This window comes from Reyranella sp. (assembly GCF_052439685.1).
GTDB lineage: Bacteria > Pseudomonadota > Alphaproteobacteria > Reyranellales > Reyranellaceae > Reyranella.
In genome coordinates, this window is sequence record NZ_JBQVQG010000017.1 from 1 (window position 1) to 25,608 (window position 25,608).

The 25,608-nt window shown below is 65.9% G+C and carries 24 protein-coding genes and 1 pseudogene; 12 read left to right on the forward strand and 13 right to left on the reverse strand.

The features are described 5' to 3' along the window. A pseudogene (locus tag ACT6UX_RS19985) lies at positions 1 to 308 on the forward strand (hypothetical protein); the annotation flags it as partial. Positions 309 to 427: 119 nt separating this feature from the next. Next, entirely contained in the window at positions 428 to 1,153 is a 726-nt protein-coding gene (locus ACT6UX_RS19990) for a DUF1194 domain-containing protein (RefSeq protein ID WP_444776904.1), read from the forward strand. Here the strand turns inward: ACT6UX_RS19990 and ACT6UX_RS19995 are convergent. Beyond that, on the reverse strand, positions 1,128 to 2,489 hold the full coding sequence (locus tag ACT6UX_RS19995) for a hypothetical protein (protein ID WP_444776905.1): 1,362 nt from the start codon (positions 2,487 to 2,489) through the stop codon (positions 1,128 to 1,130). The genes ACT6UX_RS19990 and ACT6UX_RS19995 overlap by 26 nt on opposite strands. 97 nt (positions 2,490 to 2,586) lie before the next feature. Here ACT6UX_RS19995 and ACT6UX_RS20000 point away from each other — a divergent pair, with 97 nt between their 5' ends. From ACT6UX_RS20000 to ACT6UX_RS20010, 3 genes are read left to right on the forward strand one after another with little or no spacing between them, the layout of a single operon-like run. Beyond that, positions 2,587 to 3,342, forward strand: coding sequence for an aldolase (locus ACT6UX_RS20000; protein WP_444776906.1), 756 nt, complete (start codon positions 2,587 to 2,589; stop codon positions 3,340 to 3,342). 11 nt (positions 3,343 to 3,353) lie between these two features. Beyond that, positions 3,354 to 3,944, forward strand: coding sequence for a hypothetical protein (locus tag ACT6UX_RS20005; protein ID WP_444776907.1), 591 nt, complete (start codon positions 3,354 to 3,356; stop codon positions 3,942 to 3,944). 31 nt (positions 3,945 to 3,975) lie between these two features. After that, positions 3,976 to 4,524 carry a carboxymuconolactone decarboxylase family protein gene (locus tag ACT6UX_RS20010; RefSeq protein ID WP_444776908.1) on the forward strand — a complete coding sequence of 183 codons (549 nt, stop codon included), beginning with the start codon at positions 3,976 to 3,978 and terminating at the stop codon, positions 4,522 to 4,524. 63 nt (positions 4,525 to 4,587) lie between these two features. Here ACT6UX_RS20010 and ACT6UX_RS20015 read toward each other — a convergent pair whose 3' ends face one another. The 3 genes from ACT6UX_RS20015 to ACT6UX_RS20025 are packed head-to-tail and all read right to left on the reverse strand — an operon-like array spanning position 4,588 to position 7,262. Further along, complete coding sequence (locus tag ACT6UX_RS20015; RefSeq protein WP_444776909.1) at positions 4,588 to 5,364, reverse strand: cyclase family protein; 777 nt, start codon at positions 5,362 to 5,364, stop codon at positions 4,588 to 4,590. Between the two features lie 15 nt (positions 5,365 to 5,379). After that, the gene (locus ACT6UX_RS20020; protein WP_444776910.1) at positions 5,380 to 6,120 is read right to left on the reverse strand and encodes an SGNH/GDSL hydrolase family protein; all 741 of its coding nucleotides are present in this window, start codon (positions 6,118 to 6,120) and stop codon (positions 5,380 to 5,382) included. Next, positions 6,117 to 7,262 carry an OpgC domain-containing protein gene (locus ACT6UX_RS20025; protein ID WP_444776911.1) on the reverse strand — a complete coding sequence of 382 codons (1,146 nt, stop codon included), beginning with the start codon at positions 7,260 to 7,262 and terminating at the stop codon, positions 6,117 to 6,119. The genes ACT6UX_RS20020 and ACT6UX_RS20025 overlap by 4 nt, the downstream gene beginning before the upstream one ends. A gap of 57 nt (positions 7,263 to 7,319) precedes the next feature. On the opposite strand from ACT6UX_RS20025, the gene ACT6UX_RS20030 reads away from it, so the two are divergent. Next, positions 7,320 to 8,036 carry an alpha/beta fold hydrolase gene (locus ACT6UX_RS20030; RefSeq protein WP_444776912.1) on the forward strand — a complete coding sequence of 239 codons (717 nt, stop codon included), beginning with the start codon at positions 7,320 to 7,322 and terminating at the stop codon, positions 8,034 to 8,036. 132 nt (positions 8,037 to 8,168) lie between these two features. Here the strand turns inward: ACT6UX_RS20030 and ACT6UX_RS20035 are convergent, their stop codons facing one another. Next, complete coding sequence (locus tag ACT6UX_RS20035; RefSeq protein ID WP_444776913.1) at positions 8,169 to 9,377, reverse strand: CaiB/BaiF CoA transferase family protein; 1,209 nt, start codon at positions 9,375 to 9,377, stop codon at positions 8,169 to 8,171. Between the two features lie 66 nt (positions 9,378 to 9,443). Here ACT6UX_RS20035 and ACT6UX_RS20040 point away from each other — a divergent pair, with 66 nt between their 5' ends. Beyond that, on the forward strand, positions 9,444 to 10,424 hold the full coding sequence (locus ACT6UX_RS20040) for a Bug family tripartite tricarboxylate transporter substrate binding protein (RefSeq protein WP_444776914.1): 981 nt from the start codon (positions 9,444 to 9,446) through the stop codon (positions 10,422 to 10,424). Positions 10,425 to 10,427: 3 nt separating this feature from the next. Here ACT6UX_RS20040 and ACT6UX_RS20045 read toward each other — a convergent pair whose 3' ends face one another. Further along, positions 10,428 to 11,636 carry a patatin-like phospholipase family protein gene (locus tag ACT6UX_RS20045; protein ID WP_444776915.1) on the reverse strand — a complete coding sequence of 403 codons (1,209 nt, stop codon included), beginning with the start codon at positions 11,634 to 11,636 and terminating at the stop codon, positions 10,428 to 10,430. Between the two features lie 136 nt (positions 11,637 to 11,772). On the opposite strand from ACT6UX_RS20045, the gene ACT6UX_RS20050 reads away from it, so the two are divergent. Together ACT6UX_RS20050 and ACT6UX_RS20055 are read left to right on the forward strand one after the other, a co-directional pair. Beyond that, complete coding sequence (locus tag ACT6UX_RS20050) at positions 11,773 to 13,614, forward strand: hydantoinase B/oxoprolinase family protein (RefSeq protein WP_444776916.1); 1,842 nt, start codon at positions 11,773 to 11,775, stop codon at positions 13,612 to 13,614. Positions 13,615 to 13,618: 4 nt separating this feature from the next. After that, positions 13,619 to 15,715, forward strand: a complete 2,097-nt coding sequence (locus tag ACT6UX_RS20055) for a hydantoinase/oxoprolinase family protein (RefSeq protein WP_444776917.1) — start codon at positions 13,619 to 13,621, stop codon at positions 15,713 to 15,715. Here ACT6UX_RS20055 and ACT6UX_RS20060 read toward each other — a convergent pair. The 7 genes from ACT6UX_RS20060 to ACT6UX_RS20090 form a co-directional block, all read right to left on the reverse strand. Continuing rightward, a complete protein-coding gene (locus ACT6UX_RS20060; RefSeq protein WP_444776918.1) occupies positions 15,712 to 16,998 on the reverse strand; it encodes a TRAP transporter large permease in 1,287 nt (428 codons plus the stop codon). The genes ACT6UX_RS20055 and ACT6UX_RS20060 overlap by 4 nt on opposite strands. Before the next feature lies 1 nt (position 16,999). Further along, positions 17,000 to 17,584 (reverse strand): TRAP transporter small permease subunit, encoded by a 585-nt coding sequence (locus ACT6UX_RS20065; protein WP_444776919.1) that lies wholly within the window; start codon positions 17,582 to 17,584, stop codon positions 17,000 to 17,002. Positions 17,585 to 17,597: 13 nt separating this feature from the next. Beyond that, complete coding sequence (locus tag ACT6UX_RS20070) at positions 17,598 to 18,647, reverse strand: TRAP transporter substrate-binding protein (protein WP_444776920.1); 1,050 nt, start codon at positions 18,645 to 18,647, stop codon at positions 17,598 to 17,600. Between the two features lie 67 nt (positions 18,648 to 18,714). After that, complete coding sequence (locus tag ACT6UX_RS20075) at positions 18,715 to 19,440, reverse strand: copper resistance protein B (protein ID WP_444776921.1); 726 nt, start codon at positions 19,438 to 19,440, stop codon at positions 18,715 to 18,717. Continuing rightward, complete coding sequence (locus ACT6UX_RS20080) at positions 19,427 to 21,085, reverse strand: copper resistance system multicopper oxidase (RefSeq protein WP_444776922.1); 1,659 nt, start codon at positions 21,083 to 21,085, stop codon at positions 19,427 to 19,429. Before ACT6UX_RS20080 ends, ACT6UX_RS20075 begins: the two co-directional genes overlap by 14 nt. A 42-nt stretch (positions 21,086 to 21,127) precedes the next feature. Continuing rightward, positions 21,128 to 21,478, reverse strand: a complete 351-nt coding sequence (locus tag ACT6UX_RS20085; RefSeq protein WP_444776923.1) for a hypothetical protein — start codon at positions 21,476 to 21,478, stop codon at positions 21,128 to 21,130. 1 nt (position 21,479) lies between these two features. Next, complete coding sequence (locus tag ACT6UX_RS20090; RefSeq protein WP_422018000.1) at positions 21,480 to 21,755, reverse strand: metal-sensitive transcriptional regulator; 276 nt, start codon at positions 21,753 to 21,755, stop codon at positions 21,480 to 21,482. A gap of 37 nt (positions 21,756 to 21,792) precedes the next feature. Here ACT6UX_RS20090 and ACT6UX_RS20095 point away from each other — a divergent pair, with 37 nt between their 5' ends. The 3 genes from ACT6UX_RS20095 (at position 21,793) to ACT6UX_RS20105 (ending at position 25,560) form a co-directional block, all read left to right on the forward strand. Beyond that, complete coding sequence (locus ACT6UX_RS20095; RefSeq protein WP_444776924.1) at positions 21,793 to 24,138, forward strand: heavy metal translocating P-type ATPase; 2,346 nt, start codon at positions 21,793 to 21,795, stop codon at positions 24,136 to 24,138. A 79-nt stretch (positions 24,139 to 24,217) separates the two neighbouring features. Next, positions 24,218 to 24,565 carry a hypothetical protein gene (locus tag ACT6UX_RS20100; protein WP_444776925.1) on the forward strand — a complete coding sequence of 116 codons (348 nt, stop codon included), beginning with the start codon at positions 24,218 to 24,220 and terminating at the stop codon, positions 24,563 to 24,565. An 83-nt stretch (positions 24,566 to 24,648) separates the two neighbouring features. Further along, on the forward strand, positions 24,649 to 25,560 hold the full coding sequence (locus tag ACT6UX_RS20105; RefSeq protein ID WP_444776926.1) for a TerC family protein: 912 nt from the start codon (positions 24,649 to 24,651) through the stop codon (positions 25,558 to 25,560). The last annotated feature ends 48 nt before the right edge of the window (positions 25,561 to 25,608 follow it).

The following is a 25,608-nucleotide window of genomic DNA, read 5'->3' on the forward strand; positions in this document are numbered from 1 at the left end:
GCTACGGTGGTGGCGGTCCCGGCGGTGCCAGTGGCGGCGGCTATGGTGGTGGCGGCGGCGGCGGCTATGGTGGCGGCGGTCGTGAGGGTGGCGGCGGCGGCGGTGGTTACCGTGGCGCAGGCCCCGGTGGCGATGGTGGTCCGATGCGGGATCGCCGTGCCGATTTCTCCAGCGCTCCTCCTGCTCCTCCGGCCGAAGGCGGCGATTTCGGCAAGCCGGCCCGTCGTTTCGGCGGCGGCGCTCCGGACAAGCCGCGCCGCGAGCGCGACTACGAACCGCGCAAGCGCGGCTTCGACGACGATCAATAGGCTGTTCCGACAATAGGCCGTTCCTGACGGTCGACCTGAACGCCGGAGGATTTCCTCCGGCGTTTTCGTTTGCGCCGGGCGCTGCGGTGTTATGCTTCGCTCCTTCGACGGAGGTGGGCATGAGGCGACGGTCGGCGCTCGTAGGCTCAGTGGCGGCGCTGGCGACGGCGACGTCGGCTCGTGCCCAGACACCGGTCGATCTGCAGCTCGTACTGGCTGTCGACGTCTCGCGATCGATCGACGAGGTCGAGGCTGAACTCCAGCGGCGGGGTTACATCGAGGCTCTCACCAACGACCGGGTGGTCGACGCCATCCTCTCGGGTGAGAACAGGCGGATCGCCATCTGCTACACCGAATGGGCGGGCGCCCACTTTCAGGCGGTCGTGATCGACTGGACGGTGATCGACAGCCCGGGCGCCGCCCGGCGCTTCGCCGACAAGCTCACCGAGGCGCCTCGAACCTCGCAGAGCTGGACCGCCGTCGGAGCCGCCCTCGCCCATGCCGGTCAACGCTTCGAGAATTCGTCCTTTGCGGCCAAGCGGCGGGTCATCGACGTGTCCGGCGACGGCCGCACCAACGACGGGCCGCCAGCCGAGATCGTGCGCGACAAGCTCGTGTCTCAGGGCATCGTGATCAACGGGCTGCCGGTGATGATGAACCGCAGCAACTTTGGCCGCCCGCCCGACCTCACGCTCGACAAGTATTACGAGGAGAGCGTCATCGGCGGACCAGGTTCGTTCCTGGTCGTGGCCGACAATTTCGACCATTTCGGACGGGCCGTGCGCACCAAGCTGGTGCGCGAGATCTCCGGTACGACAGCTAGCCCTCGTTCATCACCTGCCTGAGCTTCGCGAAGGGGGTGCTGTCGCGGATGAGCTGGACCGGCATACCGAGATGGCCGAACCGGTAGCGAAACTGATTGTCTTCCGGCAGGCGCCAGCGTTGCGCGAGCGCCAGGCCATCTCGATACGGCACCCAGCGATCGGTTTCGCCCAGTGCCGAAACGATGCGCGAGGGCGGCAAGGCGGGTGTGTCCGCGGGATCGATCATGCGTGAAAGCCGTGCCAGGCTCTCGCGTGCCCAACCCGCCTCGATCAGTGCGCGATCGAGCCCCAGCATCCCGGCAAGCGCTCCCCCGAAGGTGACGTCCTCGACGCGGCCCGAATGGCTGATCAGCAGGGCCGCGTCCGGCCGCGCCTCGGGCGGCCAGAGATGGCAATGGCTGGCGGCCAACTGCGCCACGAACGACGACATCGATATGCCCGCCAGCGCCACCTTGCCGCCGAACCGCGTGCGGGCCCACGCGATCAAGAGCGCCGATTCGAGTGCCTGTCCGGCGACGAGATCCATCGAACTCGTCGGCCCCGCCGCAAAGAACGGCTCACCGCCATAGAATCCCGGCATCGCCCGCAAGCCATGATAGGGCGAGACCGGCTCGATGACCCTCCATCCCATTGCCGCGAGCTGGGGACCCGGTCCCCTGTCCATCGACATCAACTCGGTCTCGACGCAGAGGCCGTTTCCGAAAACCAGAGTGTCGAGCGTCCCCCCGACAGGTTCGACGACACGGGCATAGAGGGTTTCACTGCCCGGGCGTTGTCGCAGTCGCGCCGATGGAGTGGCAGCCCGCAGCCAGTATTCGCAAAGCCCGTCCTTCACGAAGCTTCGCGATCTCTCGACGCTTTCCGGGGCGATCGGCGCCACACAGAGCGCCGAAGGATTCCCGGCGACATGACCAAGCTCACGCTCGACCCGTTCGGGCGGGTCGATGCGCCAGCGTGCGAGCGACGGCCGGCGGGGAAACAGCAGCGGATAGAAGAACGCACGGCTCGCCAGGTGGGCGGTCGCAGCAGTACGCCTTTCGCGGTCCAGCCGTTCAGGATCGCCCCCGGCCGCCGGATCGAAGATGGCGGCCTCCCATTCCGTCCGTATTTCGTCCGCGCGGGCCTGGGCCCGTGCATGACGCGCCAGCAGACGCTGCAGGCGAGCCTCCGACCAGAAACCCGGCAGGGAAATGCCGATCTCCTCGCGAAATCGCGCGCCATCCAGCCCGGCGAGATTGGCGGCCGCCCACAGTCGCGAAAGCGGCAGATACCAGCGCCGCAGGCCATGCAAGGCCACCGGATCGACCCACGGCCGCGCCAGCAGCGCTCCGACCGGCGAATCGAACAGAACATTCATCGGGACGGCTCCTGACGTCGGCGATTTTGCTTGGCCACATATGCACTTCGCAGCATCATCGCCCGCGGCGGAGCCTTTCTTCAATGGAGCCCCTTCAATGCTTGCCAACGACCCGGTCACCCAGGCACGGATCGACCTGACCACCGCCCTGCGCGCCGCCGCGCGGCATGGGCTGAACGAGGGCGTCTGCAATCATTTCAGCATGGCTGTCCCCGGCCGCGAGGATCTTTTCCTCGTCAACCCGCAGGGCCTGCACTGGGGGGAGATCACGCCCTCCGACATCGTCATGGCCGACGGCGACGGCAACATCATCGAGGGCAAGTATCCGGTCGAGCCCACCGCCTTCTACATCCACGCCCGCATCCACGCCGGCAACCCGCGCGCCAAGGTCGTGCTGCACACCCACATGCCCTACGCCACGGCGCTGACCTCGATCCGCGACGGCCGCATCGAGATGTGCACCCAGAACGCCTTCCGCTACTGGGGCCGCATCGCCTACGACGACGCTTATGGCGGCGTCGCCCTGTCCAACGACGAGGGCGAGCGCATGTGCCGGGCGATGGGCGACAAGGACATCCTGTTCCTGCGGAACCATGGCATCATCGTCTCGGGTCCGACCGTTGCCCAAGCCTACGACGACCTTTATTACCTCGAACGTGCGGCGATGGTGCAGGTCCTGGCCATGCAGACCGGCCGGGAGCTGCACAATATCGACGAGGCGATGGCCGAACAGACGGCCAGGCAGATCGCGGGCGAGGCGCAGCAGGCCTTCCTGCATTTCGAATCGCTGAAGCGCATGCTCGACCGGGACGAGGCCGGCTGGAGCAGGCTGACGGCGGTCGAGGGACGTTAGGGGAAAGACGAATGCGTATCGCCGCCACCTTTGTCGCGCTCTCGGCGCTCTTCTTCGCGGCGCCGGCCTCCGCCCAGGGATATGGCGTGGGCGCCGGGCCGAAGCTGGGCGAGATCGAGATCAAGGCCTACCAGAAGATCCCCAAGGTCAAGATCGCCGTCCAGCTCACCTCCGACACCCATCTCGCGCGCGAGCTGCGTCGCCAGGTCATGGTCCGTCTCACCCAGCGCGGCAACCAGGTCGGGTTCAGCGGCGGCAACATCATGCGCATGGACGTGAGCTATTTCGACCTGTCCGGCGGCATGGATCGCGAGATGCCGATGATGCAGAGCCAGGATTATGAAACCGGCGCCAACCCGCGCCTCATGCTGCCCGCCAATCCGATCGGCCGGCGCGACACGGGTCCGTCCGTGCCCTCCGGCTCGACCTTGCGCCTCTCGCTCACGCTCTACGATTCGGGCAGCGGCAAGGTTCTATGGACGGCCACCGGATCCTGCAGCGTGCGCTCGAGTGCGGCGATGGAGGCAGGCCTGTCGATCGTGAACCACATCTTCGACGCCGCTGATGCCAACCGCGTCGCCGACGCCGGTTGCCCGCTCTAAACTTTCCAAAACACAGAACAGAGGAAACGCAATGTCGCGTCTGGCGCCGCTCGACCTGAACAAGCTCGACCCCGAACAGAAGAAGGTCGCCGATGCGATCATGTCCGGCCCCCGCGGCGGCCTGCGCGGCCCCTTCGAGCCGTGGCTGCGCAGCCCGGTGCTGGCCGACCGCGCCCAGAAGCTCGGCGAATATTGCCGCTTCCACAACTCGCTGCCGCGCGACCTGTCCGAGCTGGCGATCTGCCTGGTCGGACGGCACTTCAAGGCACAGTTCGAGTTCTACGCGCATGCCCGCCTCGCCAAGGAAGCCGGCTTGGCGGAAGACATCATCGAGGCGGTCCGCCTGCGCGCCACGCCACCTTTCAAGCGCGACGTCGAAAAGGTCGTCTACGACTTCGTCACCGAATATCTCGAGACCAACCGCGTCGCGCCGGCCAACTACAAGCGCGCCATCGACTCGTTCGGCGAGAAGGGCGTGGTCGATCTCGTGGGTGTCTGCGGCTACTACATGCTGGTGTCGATGACCCTCAACGTCTTCGAGATGCCGCTGCCGCCGGGCGAACCCGACCCGCTGCCGTAGGCGGCAGGCACCTCCGGCGGGCTAAGATTCCTCGCAAAGGCTCAGGATGACGCGCCTGGCGCGTCATTCCTCGAAAATCGCGACCGCGCGCGTCCAGCCGGCAGAGGCGCCGCGGATCTTGTGCGGGAAGCAGGCGATGGTGAAGCCGTCGCCCGGCAGCACTTCGAGATTGTGCAGCTTCTCGAGATGGCAGTAGCCGATGTCGCGGCCGGCCTTGTGGCCTTCCCAGATGATCGAGGGATCGTGGTCCTTCGCCCACTTCTGGGCGGTGAAATAGAACGGTGCGTCCCAGCTCCAGGCGTCTGTGCCGGTCAGGCGCACGCCCTTCTCCAGCAGGTAGATCGTGGCGTCGTAGCCCATGCCGCAACCGGAATTGACGTAGTCGTCGTTGCCGTAGCGTGAGCCCGCCCGCGTGTTGACGACCACGATCTCCAGCGGCTTCAGCTCGTGGCCGATGCGCTCCAACTCCTGCTCGACCTCGGCCGCCGTGATGACGTGTCCGTCCGGCTTGTCGCGGAAGTCGAGCTTCACGCCGGGCTGGAAGCACCATTCGAGCGGCACCTCGTCGATGGTGATGGCGCGCTCGCCCTTGTTCATCGTCGGATGGAAATGATACGGCGCGTCGAGATGGGTGCCGTTGTGCGTCGAGAGATTGACGTTCTCGACCGCCCAGCCGGCGCCGTCCGGCAGGTCTTCCTTCCTGAGGCCTGGAAAGAAGCCGGCGATCTGGCCGGCTGTGTCGGCATGCTTGTGATACTGGATTTTCGGTCCGAACGGCGGCGGATCGGAGATCACGTCGTTCTCGAGATAGATCGAAAGATCGACGAAGCGACGGGGCATGGGGGCCTCCTCCTGTCAGGGAGCCTTCAGCGCATCCACGATCGAACGGGTCAGCAGCCTGCCGATGCACTTCTGGCCGAAATCGTTGAGATGGAGCCCGTCGAGCTGCACGAACTGGGCGTAGGGCATGCCGTCATCGTACCAGCTGCGCATGATGTCGTAGCGCCGGAACAGGCCGGCGGAATAGTCCCTGGCCGCATCGGCCATGATCTTCTCGTAGGCTTCCTTGTCGAGCGCGGCGACGACGGCCGGCACATATTGCAGGTTCATCAGGATGAAGTCCGCGCCCAGCGACTTGCCGAGCTTCAGGCCACCACGCAGCGTGCTGTCGAACTTGTCGAGCGGCATGTGACGGATGGCGGCGTTGGTACCGGTCTGCCAGATGACCAGCGCGGCCGGGTTTTCCTGCATCTCGACCTGCATGCGGGCGGCCATCTCCTCGACGTCCTGTCCGCCGATCCCGCGGTTGATCACCTCGATGTCGATGCCGGGCAGGGCCTTCTCCAGGCCGATGCGGAGCTGCGTGGGATAGGCGAAGGCGGGATTCGACACGCCATATCCCGCGGTCGTGGACGAGCCCAGGGCAATGATTCGAAGCTGTTTGCGCTCGGCGATCGCCTTGCGCGCAACCGGCAGGTTCGTCCCCAGCGTGAGCAGGGCCGGCGTAGCCCGGCACAGGGCCATGGATTTCGCGTGGGCCGTTCCGCCCAACGCAAACAGGAGGGTCGCGACCAGAAGGGCGATCGGCCGGCTCACCGCGGCGCTCCGGCTGCGTCCCGCCCACGGGCCGACGCACGCGCATTCCCGTGCTTGAACCAGGCAGCGATGTAGGCAGCGACGCACATGATGGCGATGCCCAGGATGCTCACGAGAATTTGCGACAAGATCGACTCTTCATAGTGGCTGACGATCACCTGGCCGCTGAGCGCAAGGAAAGTCCCGATGCAGAATATAAGCAAGGAAGCTTCACCGCATCTGCGAAGTGGTTCCCAGAGGGGCCATTTGAGCCCGGGAGCGTCGATCGGCACGGCAATCCGAACCAGCCAGGCGATGGCCAGGAAATGCACGAATCTCAGGATGTCGATGTTGGTCTTGTCGATCGGATAGATGATGCGCGCCACCCAGGTCGGGACCAGCCTTTCCAGCGGATTGTACTGCCAGGACAAGGCAATGAAGGCTGCGAACAAGATGAACGCTATCGCCAGGACGGTCAGCGTCCCCCGGAACCGGTCGAGGCGGGAAAGCCCGGGACCGAACACGGCGCAGGCTGCCCCGACATGGAACACGACCTGCCAGGCCATGGGGTTGAAGTACCAGACCTTCTCGTCGGGATAGGCCGGCAGACTCCAGTTCAAATGGCAGGTCGCGGCGTACAAGGCGATCGATCCCCCGATCACGACCCATGGCCAGCGCACCACCATGGGCAGGACCAGCGGGAAGGCGGCCAGCAGCACGATATAGAGCGGCAGCACGTCGAGATTGACCGGCCGGAACTTGAGAAGGGCCGCCTCGAGGATGGCGCGATAGGGATTCTGCCCGAGGCCCATCAACTGCATTTCCTCGATCAGGGCCGGCTTGTCGCGGGCGATCGAGACCCAGGCGATCTGTGCTGAGAAGGCCACGAACAGCAGGATATGGGCGACATAGAGCTGCCAGACACGACGATAGATGCGCGCTGCGGTCCGCGGCCATCCCTGCTCGTCCAGCATGCGGCTGTAGGCGATGACCGCGGTGTAACCGGAGATGAAGACGAAGATCTCGGTCGCGTCGCTGAAGCCGTAGTTACGGACCGTCAGCCAGCTTACGATGTTGGTCGGAATGTGGTCGAGGAAGATGAACCACAGAGCGAGCCCGCGGAACAGGTCGAGACGGATGTCGCGAACGGAGGCTGCGGCCATGGCCTATTGGTACCGCAGACGAATCGTCTGCGCTACGTTTCGCGCCGGAGGAAACGAATGACCAGGACACCCTTGCTGCTCGTCCCCGGCGTGCTGTGCTCGCCCCGACTGTTCGCCGCCCAGGTCGCAGCCCTTTCGAACCAGGCCGACATCGTCGTGCCGGACTGGCGCAAGGCGCCGCTGTCCATCTGGGACAACTGGGAGAGCGCCGCCCGCTGGGTGGTCGACCAGATGCCGACAGAGAAGTTCGCATTGGCCGGCCTGTCGCTGGGCGGCATGCTGGCGGTCGAGATCATGCAGTTCGCCGCCGATCGCGTGACCAAGCTCGCGCTGCTCGACACCGGCATGAGGAGCCAGAGCGAGGCCGAGCGGGCGATCCGTCGCGCCCGCATCCGCCTGGCGAACGAAGGTCATTTCGAGCTGGTCCTCGGCATGCAGATGACGCGCTTCATCCCGGCGTATCGCCTGTCCGACAAGCCGCTGGTCGACGAGGTGATGACGATGTGCGGCGAGATCGGCGTTGAGATCTACAAGCGGCAGGAAGAGCTGGCGGCGATCCGCACGGATCGGCGCCCCGACCTGCCACGCATCAAGTGCCCAACCATCGTCGTCTGCGGCCGCGACGATGCGGCAACGCCTTTGTTCCTGTCGGAAGAAATGGCGAAGGCCATCCCGGCCGCCGCGCTGGTGGTCGTCGACCAGTGCGGCCACCTCGTCACGATGGAGAAGCCCGAAGAGACCAACCTGATCCTGAAGACGTGGCTCGACAGGTGAGGATACCCGTCATCGCGAGCGGGGTAGCCCCCGCTCTGGAGCGCAGCGAAGGATCTCGCGCCCGCCAGAGAGTCCTCTGATCGTTCCGTCAGGTCCTTCACTGCGTAACAGGACGACAGAAAGAGGAACCTCTCAGCCGACGATCTTCTTCTCGCGCAACGCCGCGATCTCCACAGCGCCGAGGCCCGCCAGTTCCTCGAGCACCTGATCGGTATGCTCGCCCAGTGCCGGCGGCGGCCGCGTGTCGTCGACCGGCGTGTCGGAGAAGTGGAAGTTCGAGCCGATCAGCGGCACATCGCCGACCCGGCTATGCTTATAAGTCTTCAACATGCCGCGGCGCTTCACCTCGGGCTCGTCCAGCGCCTCCTTCATGGTGCGGATCGGGCCGGCCGGGAGATGACGCAGCTTCTGCGCCCAGTTCTCCTTGGTGTCGGTCGTCAGCACCTCTTCCATGAGGCGCGTCAGCTCGGGCTTGTTGGCGACACGGTTCGCCACCGTGTCGAAGCGCGGATCGCTCACCCACTCGGGATGGCCCAGCGCCTTCGCGGTGTCGGCAAACAGCTTCTGGTTCGCCACCGCCATGTAGATCTTGCCGTTCGCCGTCTCGAACGAGCTGTTGGGCGCGGATGCGAAATGGCCGTTGCCCGCGCGCCGCGGCTGCTCGCCGCCGATCAGATAATAGGAGCCCATGTTGCCCAGCGAGACGAGCGCCGTGTCGTAGAGCGCGAGATCGATCTGCTGCCCCTTCCCCGTATCGCGTCGTGCGTAGAGCGCGGCGTTGACCGCCGCCACCGAATGGATCGCCGTCATCGTGTCGACGATGGCGATGGCATGGCGCAGCCCCTCGCCGTTGGCCTCGCCGTTGACGCTCATCATGCCCGACTCGGCCTGGAGCACCGGATCATAGCCCGGTCGATCCGACAGGGGCCCGGTCTGTCCGTAGGCCGAAATCGAAAGATAGATCAGCTTCGGATACTTCGTGGCGACGCTCGCATAGTCGAAGCCATATTTCTTCAGGACACCCGGCCGGAAGTTCTCGACCAGTACGTCGGCGCCGGCGAGCAGCTTGTGCACGATCGACTGGCCTTCGGGCTTGGTGAAATCCAGCGCGACGCTCTTCTTGCCCCTGTTGTAGGTCATGAAGAAGTGGCTCTCGCCATTGGCGCCGCCCGCACGCGGGCCGGCGCCTTTGCGCGTGTCGTCGCCGCCGTCGGGATTCTCGATCTTGATGACTTCGGCACCCATGTCCGAAAGCATCTGGGTGCACATGGGCCCCGCGATCACGCGGGAGAAATCGATGACGCGAATGCCGTCGAGCGGCGGCCGACCGGATTTTGACATGGGCGCAAGGTAGGGCTGCAAGCGTCGCGCTGTCTATCCGGTGCGCATGCGTTAAACTTCGCTCCCATGGACACATTCCGCACATCGCTGTCACGCCGCAGCCTCTTCGCCCTCCCGCTTCTCGCCGCCCTGCCCGCCGCTGCGCAGACCGAAACTTTCCCCACCAAGGCCATCCGGATCATCGTGCCCTTCGCGCCCGGCGGCTCAGGCGACATCACGGCGCGCCTCGTCGGCAAGTACATCGAAGAAAAGACCGGCCAGCCCTTCGTGGTCGAGAACAAGCCGGGCGCCAATGGGATTGTCGGCGCAATGTCGGTGAAGGTCGCATCGCCTGACGGCTATACGCTGATGCTGGCCACGACCTCGACCAACGCCGCCAACGTCCACATGTACAAAAATCCGGGCTACGATCCGGAGAAGGATTTCTCCGTCGTCGGCATCATCGGCTCCTCCGGCACGTTCCTCGTGGTACCGGCCGACGGCCCGTACAAGACCCTGGCCGACCTGCTTGCCTATGCGAAGGCAAACCCGGGCAAGCTCAACTTCGGCTACTTCAACGCCAGTTCGCAGGTGCCGGCCGAGGTTCTGGGCAAGCGCGCCGGCGTCGACTGGCAGGGGGTCGGCTACAAGGCGATCGGCAATGCCTGGAACGACCTCTACGGCGGTGCCATCAACTTCATGTTCGTCGACCTCACCGCCGCGCGCGGCCAGGTCGTCGACAAGAAGGCGCGGCCGCTCGCCATCTCGCTTCCCAGCCGCAGTCCGCTCTATCCCGACGTGCCGGCCCTCGCCGAAACCTTCCCGGGGTTCGTCAGCTCGGGATTTCTCGCCATCGCCGTACCGAAGGCGACACCGCTTCCGATCCAGCAACGGCTGAACACGCTGATCAACGAGGCGATCACCGCGCCCGCGAACAACAAGCGCCTCACCGAGGAGTTTGCCCTCACCGCCAAGGCACTGACGCTCGAACAATGCGCGGCGCAGGATCGCGAGGAGCGGGCCAAGTGGGCCGAGTACGTGAAGATCGCGAAGATCGAGCCGCAGTAGGCTTTACTCCGAGCGGTCCGGCGGATCGCGCCAGCGCGACAGAAGGAGTTCACTGAACCCGTCGCCGTTCGACGCGGCCTGCCCGGCCGTCTGGTTTTCGCCGAGGGAAGACGCGGCGACGGCTTCCGCCCGCGCCGTCAGGAAGACCTCCGCCGCCTTCTCGCCCTCGGCGATCAGGCGACCGATGTTCGCGGAGCCGCGATCGATCTTGCCCTCGTAGTCGAGCAAGTCCTGAAGCTCGGCCGGCATTTCGATACAGGGGATGTGATAGGGCTTCGCGACGTCGGTGTGGAATGACTTCGGAATGCGCACCGGGGCCTTGATGTCGAAACGGCTGAGGAATTCCGGCCGGAAAGCATCTGCCATGATCAGGTCGTTCATGAATTCGAGATGTCCGAGCTGCTGGAACAGCGAGATGTTGCCCTCGAGCTGATTGCGCCGGTCGACGATCTCGCCGGGCTTTTGCGGCACGCGCCGGCTGGCCGTGGGATTGATCTTGATCAGCCAGATCTCGTCGGGAATGTTGGCCTCGCCGACCGAGCGCGGGCGGACCAGCTCCTCGACCGGCGGGTTGTCGGAGAAGAGCCCGTCCCAGAAGGCGTCCTGTCCGATCTGCACGGCCGGAAAGATGTTCGGCACCGCGCAGGAGGCCAGGATGTGCTCGACCCGGATCGCCTCGCTCGCGGACACGAACTTGGCGAGTGCGCCGCTGGTGACGTTGGCGGCGCCCAGCATGAGAACCGGTCGCTGCGGCCTGGGTCCCCAGGAAGCAATCTCGGCGAAGTCGATGTGCTTCTCCAGAAGCCCACGGAAATCGGAAAAGCCCATCCGCTGTCCCGTCGTCATGAAACCCATCATCGACTGCATGATCGGCGACGACGGGCTGAGCTGCAGCGTCGGCATGACACCCGCATTCACCAGCCGCACCGATTCGACGATGAAGCTGTTGATCGCGTGCTCGAGCGGACCCTGGGCGGTATTCTCCTCCCAGAAATCCATCATCCGCTTCCAGACTGGCCGCTCGCCCTTCATGAACGAGTACCAGAGCAGCGTCGCGCAGACGGCGCCGCCCGAGGTGCCGCTGATGCCGACGAACTCGAATTCGTCCTTCAGCCGGCCCTGGGCCTGACAGAGCGCCTTCAAGGCTCCGGCGGTAAAGGCGGTCTGGCTGCCGCCGCCCTGACAGGCGAGGGCAATCTTCGTCTTGGGCATCGAGCGTTTCCTTCGGAGGGGATTGCACTCTAGCGCACTGCAGGTGGCTTCGCCCATGCGACCGGTCGGACGCCGCTCCCCCCCCCCCCCCGGACAAGGCGCGCAGGTTCGACAGGCGAAGCGGCTTGCAAATTGCATGGCGAGGCTCGCCAATGACGGCAGCAAGTTCCGGGAGGAAGACAAAGTGCCGGTGTCCGATCCGATCGCGTTGGAGCTCTTCAAGAACGCCATTTTCTCGATCGCCGACGAGATGGCGCTCACCGTCTTCCGGACGACCTACTCCGGCGTTCTCAAGGACAACATGGACTATTCGACGGGCTTCGCCGATGCCAACGGCAAGCTCGCGGCCCAGGGCCTGACCCTGCCGGGGCATCTCGGCTCCGTGCCGACTGCCATGGAATCGATCATGCGCCACTTCAAGGACGACATGTTCGAAGGCGACGTCTTCATCATGAACGATCCGTTCGACGGCGGCATGCACCTGCCCGACATCTTCGTGATCAAGCCGCTGTTTCACGCCGGCGAGCGGCTGGCCTTCGCCTGCACGGTGTGCCACCACATCGACGTCGGCGGCCGTGTGGCCGGCTCGAACGCCTCGGATTCGACGGAGATCTACGCCGAGGGCCTGCGCATCGCGCCGATTAAGCTCTATGACAAGGGCGTCCTCAACAAGACGATCATGACGTTCATCGAGAAGAACGTCCGCCTGCCCGTCCAGCTGTTCGGCGACCTGCGCGCCCAGCTCGCGGCCTGCCATATCGGCGAGAAGCAGTTCGCCGAGCTGGTCTCACGCCATGGGGCAGAAGAGACGAAGTTCTATCTGAACGAGGTCATCGACTATGCCGAGCGGCTGACGCGGGCGGCGATCCAGGAGCTGCCGGACGGAGAATGGAGCTTCGAGGACTGGATCGACGATGACGGCGTCGACTACGGCAAGCCGATCCGCCTGTTCGTCACCATCACCAAGAAGGGCGGCCACATGGTGGTCGACTGGACCGGCACGAACCCACAGGTCAAGGGCGCGATCAACAATACGCTCTCCTTCACCAAAGCCGCCTCCTACACCGGCGTGCGGTCGGTGCTGCCGCCGGGCATCCCCAACAACGAAGGCGTGTTCCGCGCCATCGAGGTGATCTGCCCGCCGGGCACGGTGGGCAACGGCGTGCTGCCGGCGGCCTGCGCGGCGCGCGGCCTGACCGGCTTCCGCATGACCGACTGCATGTTCGGCGCGCTCGCCATGATGCTGCCGGATCGCGTGAAGGCGGCGGGCGATGGCGGCAATACCGGCATTTCGATCGGCGGCTACGACGCGGCCCGCAAACCCTTCGTCTATGTCGACTTCACCTGCGGCGCCTGGGGTGCCCGCCCCTTCGCCGACGGACTCGACGGCAACTCGCACATGTTCGCCAACATGGCTTCTCACTCGATCGAGGTGACCGAGGCCGAGCAGCCGATCAAGCTGCTGGCCTACGAATTCGTGGCCGACAAGGCGGGCGCCGGAAAATACCGCGGCGGCGTACCATTCCGGCGCGACTACAAGTTCCTCGAGGCCGAGGGCATGCTGCAGGTCCGCTCCGACCGGCGCGACCACCGGCCGTTCGGCCTCTATGGCGGCAGTCCCGGCGGGCCGTCGGAGAACTACCTCAATCCCGACGGCGAGAACCGGCTGCTGCCGTCCAAGCTCACCATGACCGTGAAGGGCGGCGACATCTTCCGCCACGTGCTGGCCGGCGCCGGCGGCTGGGGCGATCCGCTGGAACGCGATCCCGCCGCGGTCCTGCGCGACGTGCGCAACGAACTGCTTTCGCCCGCGAAGGCGCTCGCCGACTACGGCGTCGTAGTCGACACGAAGGCCTGGACGGTCGACACAACCGCCACCGCGAGCCGCCGGGCCGAGATCGCCAAGGCGCGCGGCTGGGCGGAGACGCCGAAGGTCCAATGGCACGATCCGGCGCCGCTGGCCCGGGCGGCGGAGTAGCGCCATGACTGTGACCTATCGCGTCGGCGTCGATATAGGCGGCACCTTCACCGACATCGTGCTGCTGGGATCCGACGGCACCATCCACACCAAGAAGATCTCCTCGAGTGTCGGCAACTATGCCCAGGCGATCGTCGACGGCTTGAGCGAGGTCTTCCGCGAGACCGGCCTGGACGGCGGCGCCATCGAAGAGATCCGCCACGGCACGACGGTCGCGTCCAACGCGATCCTCGAGCATAAGGGCGCCAGGGTCGGGCTGATCACCACCAAGGGCTTCCGCGACGTGCTGGAGATCCGCACCCTGCGCATGCCCAAGCTTTACGATCTCAGCTGGACCAAGCCGGAGCCGCTGGTCGAGCGCTACCTGCGCAAGGTGGTGGACGAGCGGGTCGACCATGCCGGCAAGATCGACCGGGCACTCGATCCCGCCGACGCCGAACGCGCCGTCGATGAGTTGCTGGCCGAAAAGGTCGAGGCGATCGCGATCTGCCTGCTCAATTCCTTCGCCAATCCGGCGCATGAGTTGATGTTGCGCGACATCGTCGCCGCCAAGGCCCCTCGCCTGCCGCTCAGCGTATCGTGCGAGGTGCTGCCCGAGATCAAGGAATACGAGCGGACCTCGACCACGGTCATAAACGCCTACGTGATGCCAATCGTCGCGACCTATCTGCAGGCCCTGCGCCGCGGGCTGGACAGTGCCGGTATCCCGGCGCGCCTGCTGCTGATGCAGTCGAACGGCGGCCTCACCACCGATACCGCCGCTGCAGAGCGGCCGATGAATATCATCGAATCGGGCCCGGCCGGTGGCGTGGTCGGCGCGCAGGCGCTGGCCCGCGCCAAGAAGCTCGAGAAGATCATCACCTTCGACATGGGCGGCACCACAGCCAAGGCCTCAATGGTCGAGGATGGGGAGATCGCGCGCGCCCAGGAATATGCCGTGGGCGCCGGCATCATGATCGGCTCGCGCCTCCTCACCGGCGCCGGCTACACGTTAAAGGTCCCTGCCATCGACCTGGCCGAAGTGGGTGCGGGCGGCGGCAGCCATGTCTGGATTGATCCGGGCGGCGCGCTGCAGGCGGGGCCGGAAAGCGCCGGCGCCTTCCCCGGCCCAGTCTGCTACGACAAGGGCGGCGAGGCGCCGACCATCACCGATGCCAACGTGCTGCTGGGCTACATCAACCCCGGCCATCTGGTGGGCGGCGCGGTGAAGCTCAACGCCGAGAAGGCGCGCGCGGTGTTCGAGGAAAAGATCGCCAAGCCCCTCGGTATGACGGTCGAGCGCGCGGCCTACGGCGCGCACCTGATCGCGGCCTCCAACATGATCCGCGCCATCAAGGCGGTGTCGACCGAACGCGGCCGCGATCCGCGCGAGTTCTCCCTGTTCGCCTTCGGCGGCAATGGACCGCTGTTCGCGGCCGGCATGGCCGCGGCGCTGGGCATCGGCCGCGTGATCGTGCCGCCATCGGCCGGGCTCTTCTCGTCCTTCGGCCTGCTCTATGCCGATGTCGAGCACCACTATGCACGGACCTTCCGGCGCCTGCTGCGCCAGGCCGATCTCGGCGAGATCGATCGCGCCTGGACTGCAATGGCGCAACAGGCCGACGCGCAGCTCGCGGAGGAAGGCTTCACCGGCACGAGCGCACGGCTGAAGCGCTCAGCGGCACTGCACTACAAGGGGCAAAGCTACGAGCTCACGGTGCCGGTGCCGGACGGGCCGATCGATGCCCGCATGGTGACGCACCTCGAGGAGGCCTTCGGCCAGGAGCACGAGCGCACCTACGGTCATCGTGCCGGTCCCGACGAGCCGGTCGAGCTGGTCGCCATCCAGCTCGTGGGCGCGGGCCTGCGCGAAGGCAGCGGTGTGCCACAGAACGTTCGGCCGAGCCGGACCGAGGCGACAGGCCAGGCCTCGCGCCGCGCCTGGTTCGGCGATGCGCATGGCTGGATGGAGACACCGGTGGTGAGCCGCACCGACCTCGCGACGCCGATGACAGGCCCGCTGATCATCGACGAATACGACACGACCTGCGTCGTGCCGCCCGGCGCCCGAGCCGAGCGCGACAGCGCCGGGAATATCGTGATGACGCTGGCGGCGGCTTAAGTCGCCGCCGTCTGAGGCAGCCAGAGCGCAATCTGCGGCCAGATCGACAGGGCCACCAGCATCAGCAGCATGGTGATCACGAAGGGCGACGTGCCGATGATCACGTCGTCGATCCGTCCCTTCTTGCGCAAGCCCTGGACGACGTAGAGATTGATGCCAACCGGCGGTGTGATCATCGCCAGCTCCATGAGGATGATGATCATGATGCCGAACCAGATCGGATCGTAGCCGGCCGTGATCATGATGGGCGCGATGATCGGCACCGTCGCCACCATCATCGACAGCGTCTCCATGAACATGCCGAGCACGAAGTAGAAGAGCACCACGACGATCAGCAATTGGACCTTCGAGAGACCGAGACTGGTGATGAAGCGGTTCACCTGACCGGTGAGGCCGATCGAGGTGATGACGAAGTTGAGAAAATAGGCCGCGAGCAGGATCGCCATGATCATGGCGGTCGTGCGCATCGTGCCCTCGAAGGCGTTCAGCAGCGTGCGAAGCGTCAGGCGCCGATAGGCCGCCGCAATGCCGATCGACGCGATCACACCCAGCGCCGCCGATTCTGTAGCTGTCGCCCAACCGGCATAGATCGAGCCGATCACGGCGAGAAAGATGACCAGGGGCGGGATCAGATCGGGCAAGGCGGCCATGCGCTGCGCCCAGCTCGTTGAGGTCGGCTTCCCGCCCATCTCCGGCCGGATGACGCAGATCAGCAGCACCGTCAGGCTGAACAGGGCGGCCAGGACGAGGCCGGGAATGAAGCCCGCGAGGTAGAGCTTGGGGATCGAGGTTTCGGTCAGTACGCCATAGACGATCATGTTGATCGAGGGCGGAATCAGGATTCCCAGCGTGCCGCCGGCCGCGATGGTACCGAGGAACAGCCGCTCGGAATAGCCGCGCTTCTCGACCTCGCCCAGAGCCACCGTGCCGATGGTCGCCGCCGTCGCCACGCTCGACCCAGAGGTCGCCGCGAACATGGCGCAGGAGGCGATATTCGAGTGCATGAGGCCGCCGGGCAGCCAGGGCACCCAGAGTACGAGTGCGTTGTACATGCGCTCGGCCATGCCGGACCGGAGCAGGATCTCGCCCAGCAGCACGAAGAACGGAATGGCGACGAGCAGGAAGTTGTTCGACGTGCCCCAGGCGATCTCGCCCATTGCCAGCGAAAGCGGCAGCTTCGAGTAAATGCCCGACAGCGACAGGCCGAGGATGCCGAGACCGGCGGCGACGGGAATGGCCAGCGCGAGCAGGCCGATGAGAATGAGCAGGGTGACGATCAGCACGTCAATTTCTCCCCTCGCGAACCTGACGATCCTTGAGGTCGCGGATCTCCTCTTCCACCTCCTCCTCGGCCGAGCGTGTGCTGATCAGCCGGGCCATCCCGTTCAGGTCGCCCGCCGCGCCCAGCCGGAGGGCCTGCACCAGCAGGATCAGCGCCACGCCGACGAAGGCGACCAGGCCGGCGATCCAGAGAAACTGCGGGATGATGGTGGGCGTCTCGAGGGCGGACTGGCTGCGCGATTCCGACGTCCAGGATTGCGCCACGACGCCGAAGCCGTGCCACAGGGTCAGGGCGAAGAACCCGGTGAACAGCACGAGCGCCACGAGATCGAGTGCCAGCCGCACCTTCTGCGGAAACAGGACGTACAAGGAATCGATGCGGATATGCGCACGATCGAGCAGGGCGGCGCCCAGGCCCCAGGTCGTTCCGATCGCCAGGGAGTAGCCCGCCAGTTCGTCGGCGCCGCCGATCGACAGCAGAAGGAACTTGCGCATCAGCACGTCGATGCCGATCAGTACGGCGGCGAGCAGAACCAGCCCACCGCCGAACCACAGCCCCCATTGGGCGAAGCGCCGGACCCCAATCATGTGATGCCGCCGCTCAGGGCGTCGGCGCCTTCAGGCCGAGCGTCTTGCCGACCGTCTCGTTCCATTCCTTCGCGCATGCCGCTCCGCAGCGCTTGGCCCAGCCGGCAAGGACCGCGCCCTCGACCAGCTTCTTGTGGGCCTCCATCTCCTCGGGCTTGACCGGGACGATTGTGGTCTTGGCGAGCTTGCCCATCGTGCAGGGCTGCTTGCCGGTGTTGCAGTTGTCGGCCTCGCTGGTCGTCGTTTCGATCGTCTTCCACATCTTGTCTTCGTAGGCCTTGAACTGCTCGGTCAGGAAAGCCTGCGTCTTGGGATCGAGTCGCTTCCAGGTGTCGAGGTTGACGGCCAGCACGTTGATGCTCCAGCCCAGCGACATCGGGTAGATCGACTTGGTGACCTCGGCCCAGCCGGCGGTGTTGCCCGACAGGCTGCCGGTCACACCGCAATCGACCACGCCATTGTTGAGGGCCGGGACGACCTCGGCAAAGGCCATGCTGACGGCCGTGCCGCCGACTCCGCTCAGGAAGTCGCGCATCGTGTTGTTAAAGACGCGGATCTTCTTGCCCTTGAGCCCCTCGAGGCCGGCCAGCACGTCACGGCACCAGAAGACCTGGGGCGTGTTGCCACCGAAGGCCAGCAGTTTGGCATTCCAGTTCTTCTGCATCTGACGGTCGATCACGGCGCGATAGGCGTTGCAGGCTTCGCGTGCCTTGGCCGGCGTGAGGGTGAGGCCGGCGAGATCGCACGCCTCGAAGCGCGGGTCGTCGCCGGCCATCTTGGAGATGTCCATGGCGGCGAAGTCCATCACACCCAGCTTGAGCAGCCGCAGCATGGTCTTGTCGTCGATGCCCATCTGGTCGAGCGGCGTCACGTCGACGGTAATGGCCCCCTTTGAGGCATCGGGGATGGTCTTGCGCCAGAACGGCAACTCGTCGTGGATCGAGACCGGTGTCGGGCTGTTGAGCCCGATCACCTTGAACTGACTCTTGGGTAGATCCTGGGCCACGGCGGAAGAGACGAACGCGGCCGCCAAAGCCAGACCGGACAGCAAACGTTGGAACATGTGACCCCCTGCGTCGTCCCCGATTTTCCCGGAAAAGACGCAGCAATTTGCATGCCACGCATGGGCATCAGAACCACACCTTGAGGCCCACCAGCGCGCGCACCAGGGAGGTCGGCTCGCCGGATGCCGCGACGAAGCCCGCCGTGTTGCCGGTGAACTGCTCGAAGGCGACACCGATATAGGGCGCGACTTCCTTCGTAATCTCGTAGCGCAGCCGCAGTCCAAGCTCGAAGCGCGCGAGTCCGCTGCCCAGCTGGATCGCCGGATCGTCCTTCGAGGCGAACATCGCCTCGAAGTAGGGCGTGGCGATGAGCTTCTGCGAGAGGAGCGCGTCGTAGGAGGCTTCGAGCCGGGCACTCACCACGCCCGTCTGGCTGACACCGGCCACGAGATCGACATGGACGCCGAACGGCGCCAGCCCCTCGACGCCCGCGAGGAAGCCCGAACGGGTGACCCCCTCGTCGAACACCGTGAATTGCACGCCGACCTTCGCATCCCAGAAGTCGGAGACGAGCCGACTGTAGAAGAAGCGGCTGTCGATACCCTTGGTGCCGCCTTCATTGTCGATGTGACCGTTGTCTCCGACGATGCCGGTGTTGGCCAGCCGCAGCTTGTTGCGATCCTCGCCGATCCAGGCCGACGCCGCCCATTCGGTCGCCGGCGCGATCCAGGAGATGCGCTTCTCGACCAACGCATCGACCCGCCAGAACGTCTCCTGGTCGTCCATGGCAAACGCCGGCGACGCGAGGCCCGCCAGGAAAGCCAACGCCGGCAGCAGCCTAGTGATGCGCATGACCATCTCCTGCCGCCGGAACCGACGGCGCCGCCGGCAGCGGTGTCCCCTTCGACACCACGAACTCGCGGAACATGCCCGTCATCATGTGGTAGAGGAAATGACAATGGAACGGCCAGCGGCCGGCCTCCGTCATGCGCACCGTGACGCTCACCGTGCGGCCAGGCGGCACGATCACCACATGCTTGCGCGGCCGTTCGTCACCCGCACCGTTTTCCAGATCCATCCAGAGCCCGTGCAGATGAATCGGATGGTTCATCATTGTCTCGTTGCGAAAGACCAGACGCACCGTCTCGCCCTGGGTGAAGTTCATCACCGGATCCTCGGAGTACTTCCTGTCGTCGAAGGACCAGAAGAACTTCTCCATGTTGCCGGTGAGCCGGATGTCGATCGTGCGATCGGGCGGACGCAGGCGATCGGAACGGTCGGCCCGCCGCAGGTCGGTGTAGGACAGCACCTTCGACCCAGCCGGCGCATCGACCGGCGGCACGGGAACGAGGCCTGACAGGTCAGACGATGCCGATGCGGCATGGTCCATCTTCGCGTGATCCATCTTCGAATGGTCCATGCCGGACATGCTGCCGTGACCCATGTCGGCTTCGCCGAGCAGGGTTGGCGGCCGCAGCACCGGGGGCGGGCCGACCATGCCTTCGCGCGGCGCGAGCGTACCGCGGGCGAAGCCGCGCCGGTCGATCGACTGCGCCTCGATCGTATAGGCATGGTCGTCCTTGGGCTCGACGATGACGTCATAGGTCTCGCCGACACCGATGCGGAACTCGTCGACCTCGACAGGCTTCACATCCTGACCGTCGGCCTGGACGACCTTCATGCGCAGGCCCGGGATGCGCGTGTCGAAGATCGTCATCGCCGAGCCGTTGATGAAGCGCAGCCGCACTTTCTCGCCGGGCCGGAACAGGCCAGTCCAGTTGTCCGCTGGCCCACGGCCATTGACCAGAAAGGTGTAGCCCGTCACGTCGGCGAGATCGGTCGGGTCCATGCGCATCTCGCCCCACATCAGGCGACTCGAGATGACGGCCTGCTTCTCTTCCGACGTCTTCGCCGAAGCGAGGTCGCGCATCAGCCCGGGCACGGTGCGCCTGCGGTCGTTGAAGTAGCCGGGCTCCTGCTTCAGCTTGCGCAGGATGGCGCCCGGCGACATCGGGTGATGATCGGACAACATGACGACATGGTCCCGCGCCGCCTTCTCGCGCTCGCCCTTTGCCGGAGCGATCACGATGGGCGCATACATGCCTTCCTGCTCCTGGCCGCCGGAATGGCTGTGGTACCAGTAGGTGCCGGTCTGGCGGACCTTGAAGCGGTAGGTGAAGGTCTCGCCCGGCCGGATGCCACGAAAGCTCACCATCGGCACACCGTCCATCTGGAACGGCAGCAGGATGCCGTGCCAGTGGATCGACGTATCCTCCTTCAGACGATTGGTGACGTTCACCGTCACCTCCTCGCCCTCGGTCCACCGCAGCGTCGGACCGGCGATCTCGCCGTTGATCGAAAAGACACGGCGCGTCTGACCATCGATCGCGACATTCGTACGATCGATGATGAGGTCATAGGTGCCGGCACATACCGGCGGCGCAGCAAGTCCGAGGACCAGCACCGCGAGGCCGGCGAACGAACATCGAATCGACATGGAAAATCTCCCGAAACTGAAAGGAAGCGAAGGGGCTTCGGTTCAGGCTCGGGGAGGCGGCAGGTCCTTCACGGGCGCGAGACCGGTCAGGTCGCGGAACACTGCGGCGTCGCGCGGCTCGGGCAACGAGTCGTTCGGCGCCAGGGCGCCGGCCGGCAACAGCGCGAGCGCGCCGCCCATCGCCGGGCAGCAGTCGCCAGTGACGTGTTTGGCCGTGTCGCGGGAGGGACAGTCGTCGGGCGGCGGCGGCTTGTGCTCGCCGCAATCCGTCATCGCGGCATGGTCCGCACCCTGCCCAATAGCCGCCTGCACCGGCGCTACCCACGTTCCCAGCGAGGGAACGGAGAGAGCGACCAGCGCGATCAGCCAGAGGAAGGAGCGAAGCCCGGTCATGTCAGCGCCGGCGGCTGTCCAGCACTTCGAGGATCTCGTCGATCTTGATTTGCCGGTCTTTCTCCGAGCCGGCATGGAAGGCATGCGCCACGCAATGCTGAAGATGATCGCCCAGCGTCTCCTGCTCAACCTTGTCGAGCGCGGCCCGCACCGCGCGGATCTGCGTCAACACGTCGATGCAGTAACGCTCCTCCTCGATCATGCGCGCCACGCCGCGCACCTGGCCCTCGATCCGGCTGAGGCGGGCGAGCTGCGACTTCTTGAGCTTTTCGTCCATTCTTGAACCATACCCCCGTAGGGTATAGGTAACAAGCATGAGCCACGCCTGCTGCCACGCCTCCCACGGCGCCGATCCCGCCGCCGGTCCCGCCATCGCCATCGACCCCGTCTGCGGGATGAAGGTGAAGATCGAGGGCGCCAGGAACACGACCGTGCACGAGGGGCAGACCTACTACTTCTGCAATCCCAAGTGCCTGCAGAAGTTCACGGCCGATCCCGCGCGCTACCTGAAGCCCGAGGAGGCGCCGCCCGCGGCGCCGGTCGCGCCCGGCACCATCTTCACCTGCCCCATGCATCCCGAGATCCGGCAGGTCGGAGCGGGAAGCTGCCCGATCTGTGGCATGGCGCTGGAGCCCGCCGAGATCACGCTCGACGACGGGCCGAACGAAGAGCTCCTGGATATGACACGCCGCCTGTGGATCGGCGGCACCCTGGCCGTTCCGCTCGTGGTTCTCGACATGGGCGGTCATCTGTTCGACCTGCACGCGCTGCTGCCGCACGGCGTCATGCCGTGGCTGCTGATGGCGCTCGCGACGCCGGTGGTCCTGTGGGCCGGCTGGCCCTTCTTCGTGCGCGGCTGGCAGTCGGTGCGGACCGGCCATCTCAACATGTTCACCCTGATCGCGCTGGGCACCGGCGTCGCCTGGGCCTACAGCGTGGTGGCGACCGTGGCGCCCGGCCTGTTCCCCGCTGGCCTGCGCGGCGCCGATGGATCGGTCCCGGTCTATTTCGAGCCGGCCACGGTGATCGTCGTGCTGGTGCTGGTGGGACAGGTTCTGGAGCTGCGCGCACGCGACGCGACCGGCGGCGCCATCAAGGCCCTGCTGGGACTGGCCCCGCGCACGGCCCTGCGCATCGACGCGGCCGGCAACGACGTCGAAGTGGCGATCGACCGCATCGCGGTCGGCGACCGGCTGCGCGTGCGGCCCGGCGAGAAAGTGCCCGTCGACGGCTCCCTCATCGAGGGCGCAGGCTCGGTCGACGAATCGAGCATCACCGGCGAGCCGATGCCCGTCTCGAAGGCGGCCGGCGCGCGGGTCATCGGCGGCACGGTGAACACCAGCGGCACCTTCGTCATGAAGGCCGAGCTGGTCGGCAGCGACACGATGCTGTCGCGGATCGTCAAGATGGTGGCCGAGGCGCAGCGCAGCCGCGCGCCCATCCAACGCCTCGCCGACATCGTCGCGGGCTGGTTCGTGCCGACCGTGATCGCCGTCTCGGTGATCGCCTTCGCCGCCTGGTCGATCTGGGGCCCCTCGCCCGCCTTCTCCTACGCGTTGGTGGCGGCGGTCTCCGTCCTGATCATCGCCTGCCCCTGCGCGCTCGGCCTCGCCACGCCCATGTCGATCATGGTCGGCGTCGGAAGGGGCGCTGCCGCCGGCATCCTGATCCGCAATGCCGAGGCGCTCGAGCGACTGGAGAAGGTCGACACGCTGGTGATCGACAAGACCGGCACGCTCACGCTCGGCAAGCCGGCCCTGTCGGCAGTGGAGGCGCTGGGCGGTCTGTCTGAAGACGAAATCCTGCGGCTGGCCGCCAGCCTCGAGCGCGGCAGCGAGCATCCGATCGCGACCGCGATCCTGGCCGGTGCGACGTCGCGCGGTGTGGCGATGGAAAATGTGGAAGACTTCGCCTCGCCCGCCGGCAAGGGCGTCTCGGGCACGGTCGATGGCCGTCGCCTTCTGCTCGGCAACGCCGCGTTCCTGCGCGAGGCCGGGATCGACGTCGTCGCGGCCGACGCGAAAGCCGATGCACTGCGGCAGGAGGGCGCCACGGTCGTGCTGCTGGCGGTCGACGGCCAGGCGGAGGGGCTGCTCTCGGTCAGCGATCCGGTGAAGGAAACGACCCCGGAGGCGCTGAAGCGTCTGCATGAGGCCGGCCTGCACATCGTCATGCTGACCGGCGACAACCGGCGCACCGCCGCTTCGGTCGCCGCCCGGCTGGGCATCGACGCCGTCGAGGCCGAGGTGCTGCCCGAGGACAAGGCGCGGATCGTCGAGCGGCTCAAGAAGGAAGGCCGCGTGGTCGCCATGGCCGGCGACGGCATCAACGACGCGCCCGCCCTGGCCGCCGCCGATGTCGGCATCGCCATGGGCACCGGCACCGACATCGCCATCGAAAGCGCCGGCATCACCCTGGTGAAGGGCGACCTGCTGGGCATCGCCCGCGCCCGCGATCTCTCGCGGGCCACCATGGCCAACATCCACCAGAACCTGTTCTTCGCCTTCGTCTACAACGCCGCCGGCGTGCCGATCGCGGCGGGCGTTCTCTATCCGCTGCTCGGAATTACCCTCAGCCCCATCTTTGCTGCCGCGGCGATGGCCTTGAGCTCGGTCAGCGTCATCGGAAATGCACTGCGACTGCGACGCTTGGCGATCTGAGGGCAGCTGCGAGATTTCGGGACCTTCGTGTCGCTTTGCGCTTGATCCGGAAGCCGCCCCGCCGGAAATTCACCTGATCATGCGCCTGATCCATCGATCGCACCGCGCCGCCAACGCCGTCCGGACCGTGTCTCCGAGCGGCGAGCTGTTCGTTGCGTCGATCGTGATCTGCATGATCCTGGCTTCGTTCGGCGATGCGGTCGATCCGACCTGGCTGGGCGAAGCGGGCCTCGAGTTCGCCTTCTTCGATCTCGGCGGCGAGTTCTCGGTGCTGGCGATACGCCATTGGCATCTGCTCGAGTTGCTGCTGGCCGGCGGCGTGATGGCCGCGGGCATCATGGTCCTGCGCATCGTGGCCGGCGCCTTCTTCCGGCCGCTCGATCCCGCCGATTCCAGCGGCATCGAGAAGGTGCCGATCAAGCTCTGACGACTGGTTGAAAACGCCGTCCACCGCACTTCCATCGGAAGAGCGCGATGTCGGCTCGCATTCACTTGTTGTTGGAGACTTTCATGGAACTCGAACTGTTTTCGGGCGCATTCTTTTCCGCGCTGCTCGCCATCATCCTGATCGACCTCGTGCTGGCGGGCGACAATGCCCTCATCATTGGCCTGGTCGCGCGCAATCTTCCCAAGGAGAGCCAGAAGAAGGTCATCTTCTGGGGCACCTTCGGCGCCATCGCCATTCGCGCCCTGATGGCCGTCCTCGTCGTCTACATCCTGGCGGTGCCGGGCTTCATGCTGGCCGGCGGCCTCGCGCTGGTCTGGATCGCGCGCAAGCTGCTGACGCCGCAGGACAATTCGGAGGAGAGCCATCTCGTCAAGGCGCCGGTGGCGAGCTTCGCCGCGGCCGTGCGCACCATCATCATCGCCGACGCGGTGATGGGCATCGACAACGTGCTGGCCATCGGCGGGGCGTCGCACGGCTCGATCCTGCTGATCCTGCTGGGCCTCGCCATCAGCGTGCCGATCATCGTCTGGGGCAGCCAGCTCGTCATCAAGCTGGTCGACCGCTATCCGTCGGTCATCCTCATAGGCGGCGCGGTGCTGTGCTGGACCGCCTACGGCATGATCACGCGCGAGCCGATGCTGCTGTCGTGGTTCGAGGCCCATCCGGCCGCCAAGCTGATCCTGGCGGTGCTGGCTTTCTCGATCGCGCTGGCGCCCTGGTACAACGAGCGGCTCAGCGACCAGATGAAGCCGCTGACCCTGCTCCTGCCGGCCATCCTGATCTGGATGCTGGGCTTCGAAGTCGCCGGCAGCGTCTGGAAGGTCCAGGCCGACTATCTGATGGCGACCACCCAGGGCGAATACCTGATGGAAGGCCTGCGCTGGATCGGCTGGCTGCCGTTTGCCGCCCTCCTCCTGTGGATGCGGGAACGTCTGGTCCTGCGTAGCGCGCGTCTGGCGCGCAGCGCGCAGTAGTCCGAAGGCACGAACGCTTGCGGGGCTCACGCCCCGCAAGCTCCTGCC

What these genes read in the sequence shown, in the direction of transcription:
- ACT6UX_RS19990 (WP_444776904.1), top strand. Translation starts at nt 428, where the DNA reads ATGAGGCGACGGTCGGCGCTCGTAGGCTCAGTGGCGGCGCTGGCGACG.
- ACT6UX_RS19995 (WP_444776905.1), bottom strand. Translation starts at nt 2,489, where the DNA reads ATGAATGTTCTGTTCGATTCGCCGGTCGGAGCGCTGCTGGCGCGGCCG.
- ACT6UX_RS20000 (WP_444776906.1), top strand. Translation starts at nt 2,587, where the DNA reads ATGCTTGCCAACGACCCGGTCACCCAGGCACGGATCGACCTGACCACC.
- ACT6UX_RS20005 (WP_444776907.1), top strand. Translation starts at nt 3,354, where the DNA reads ATGCGTATCGCCGCCACCTTTGTCGCGCTCTCGGCGCTCTTCTTCGCG.
- ACT6UX_RS20010 (WP_444776908.1), top strand. Translation starts at nt 3,976, where the DNA reads ATGTCGCGTCTGGCGCCGCTCGACCTGAACAAGCTCGACCCCGAACAG.
- ACT6UX_RS20015 (WP_444776909.1), bottom strand. Translation starts at nt 5,364, where the DNA reads ATGCCCCGTCGCTTCGTCGATCTTTCGATCTATCTCGAGAACGACGTG.
- ACT6UX_RS20025 (WP_444776911.1), bottom strand. Translation starts at nt 7,262, where the DNA reads ATGGCCGCAGCCTCCGTTCGCGACATCCGTCTCGACCTGTTCCGCGGG.
- ACT6UX_RS20030 (WP_444776912.1), top strand. Translation starts at nt 7,320, where the DNA reads ATGACCAGGACACCCTTGCTGCTCGTCCCCGGCGTGCTGTGCTCGCCC.
- ACT6UX_RS20035 (WP_444776913.1), bottom strand. Translation starts at nt 9,377, where the DNA reads ATGTCAAAATCCGGTCGGCCGCCGCTCGACGGCATTCGCGTCATCGAT.
- ACT6UX_RS20040 (WP_444776914.1), top strand. Translation starts at nt 9,444, where the DNA reads ATGGACACATTCCGCACATCGCTGTCACGCCGCAGCCTCTTCGCCCTC.
- ACT6UX_RS20045 (WP_444776915.1), bottom strand. Translation starts at nt 11,636, where the DNA reads ATGCCCAAGACGAAGATTGCCCTCGCCTGTCAGGGCGGCGGCAGCCAG.
- ACT6UX_RS20050 (WP_444776916.1), top strand. Translation starts at nt 11,773, where the DNA reads ATGGCGAGGCTCGCCAATGACGGCAGCAAGTTCCGGGAGGAAGACAAA.
- ACT6UX_RS20055 (WP_444776917.1), top strand. Translation starts at nt 13,619, where the DNA reads ATGACTGTGACCTATCGCGTCGGCGTCGATATAGGCGGCACCTTCACC.
- ACT6UX_RS20065 (WP_444776919.1), bottom strand. Translation starts at nt 17,584, where the DNA reads ATGATTGGGGTCCGGCGCTTCGCCCAATGGGGGCTGTGGTTCGGCGGT.
- ACT6UX_RS20070 (WP_444776920.1), bottom strand. Translation starts at nt 18,647, where the DNA reads ATGTTCCAACGTTTGCTGTCCGGTCTGGCTTTGGCGGCCGCGTTCGTC.
- ACT6UX_RS20075 (WP_444776921.1), bottom strand. Translation starts at nt 19,440, where the DNA reads ATGCGCATCACTAGGCTGCTGCCGGCGTTGGCTTTCCTGGCGGGCCTC.
- ACT6UX_RS20080 (WP_444776922.1), bottom strand. Translation starts at nt 21,085, where the DNA reads ATGTCGATTCGATGTTCGTTCGCCGGCCTCGCGGTGCTGGTCCTCGGA.
- ACT6UX_RS20085 (WP_444776923.1), bottom strand. Translation starts at nt 21,478, where the DNA reads ATGACCGGGCTTCGCTCCTTCCTCTGGCTGATCGCGCTGGTCGCTCTC.
- ACT6UX_RS20090 (WP_422018000.1), bottom strand. Translation starts at nt 21,755, where the DNA reads ATGGACGAAAAGCTCAAGAAGTCGCAGCTCGCCCGCCTCAGCCGGATC.
- ACT6UX_RS20095 (WP_444776924.1), top strand. Translation starts at nt 21,793, where the DNA reads ATGAGCCACGCCTGCTGCCACGCCTCCCACGGCGCCGATCCCGCCGCC.
- ACT6UX_RS20100 (WP_444776925.1), top strand. Translation starts at nt 24,218, where the DNA reads ATGCGCCTGATCCATCGATCGCACCGCGCCGCCAACGCCGTCCGGACC.
- ACT6UX_RS20105 (WP_444776926.1), top strand. Translation starts at nt 24,649, where the DNA reads ATGGAACTCGAACTGTTTTCGGGCGCATTCTTTTCCGCGCTGCTCGCC.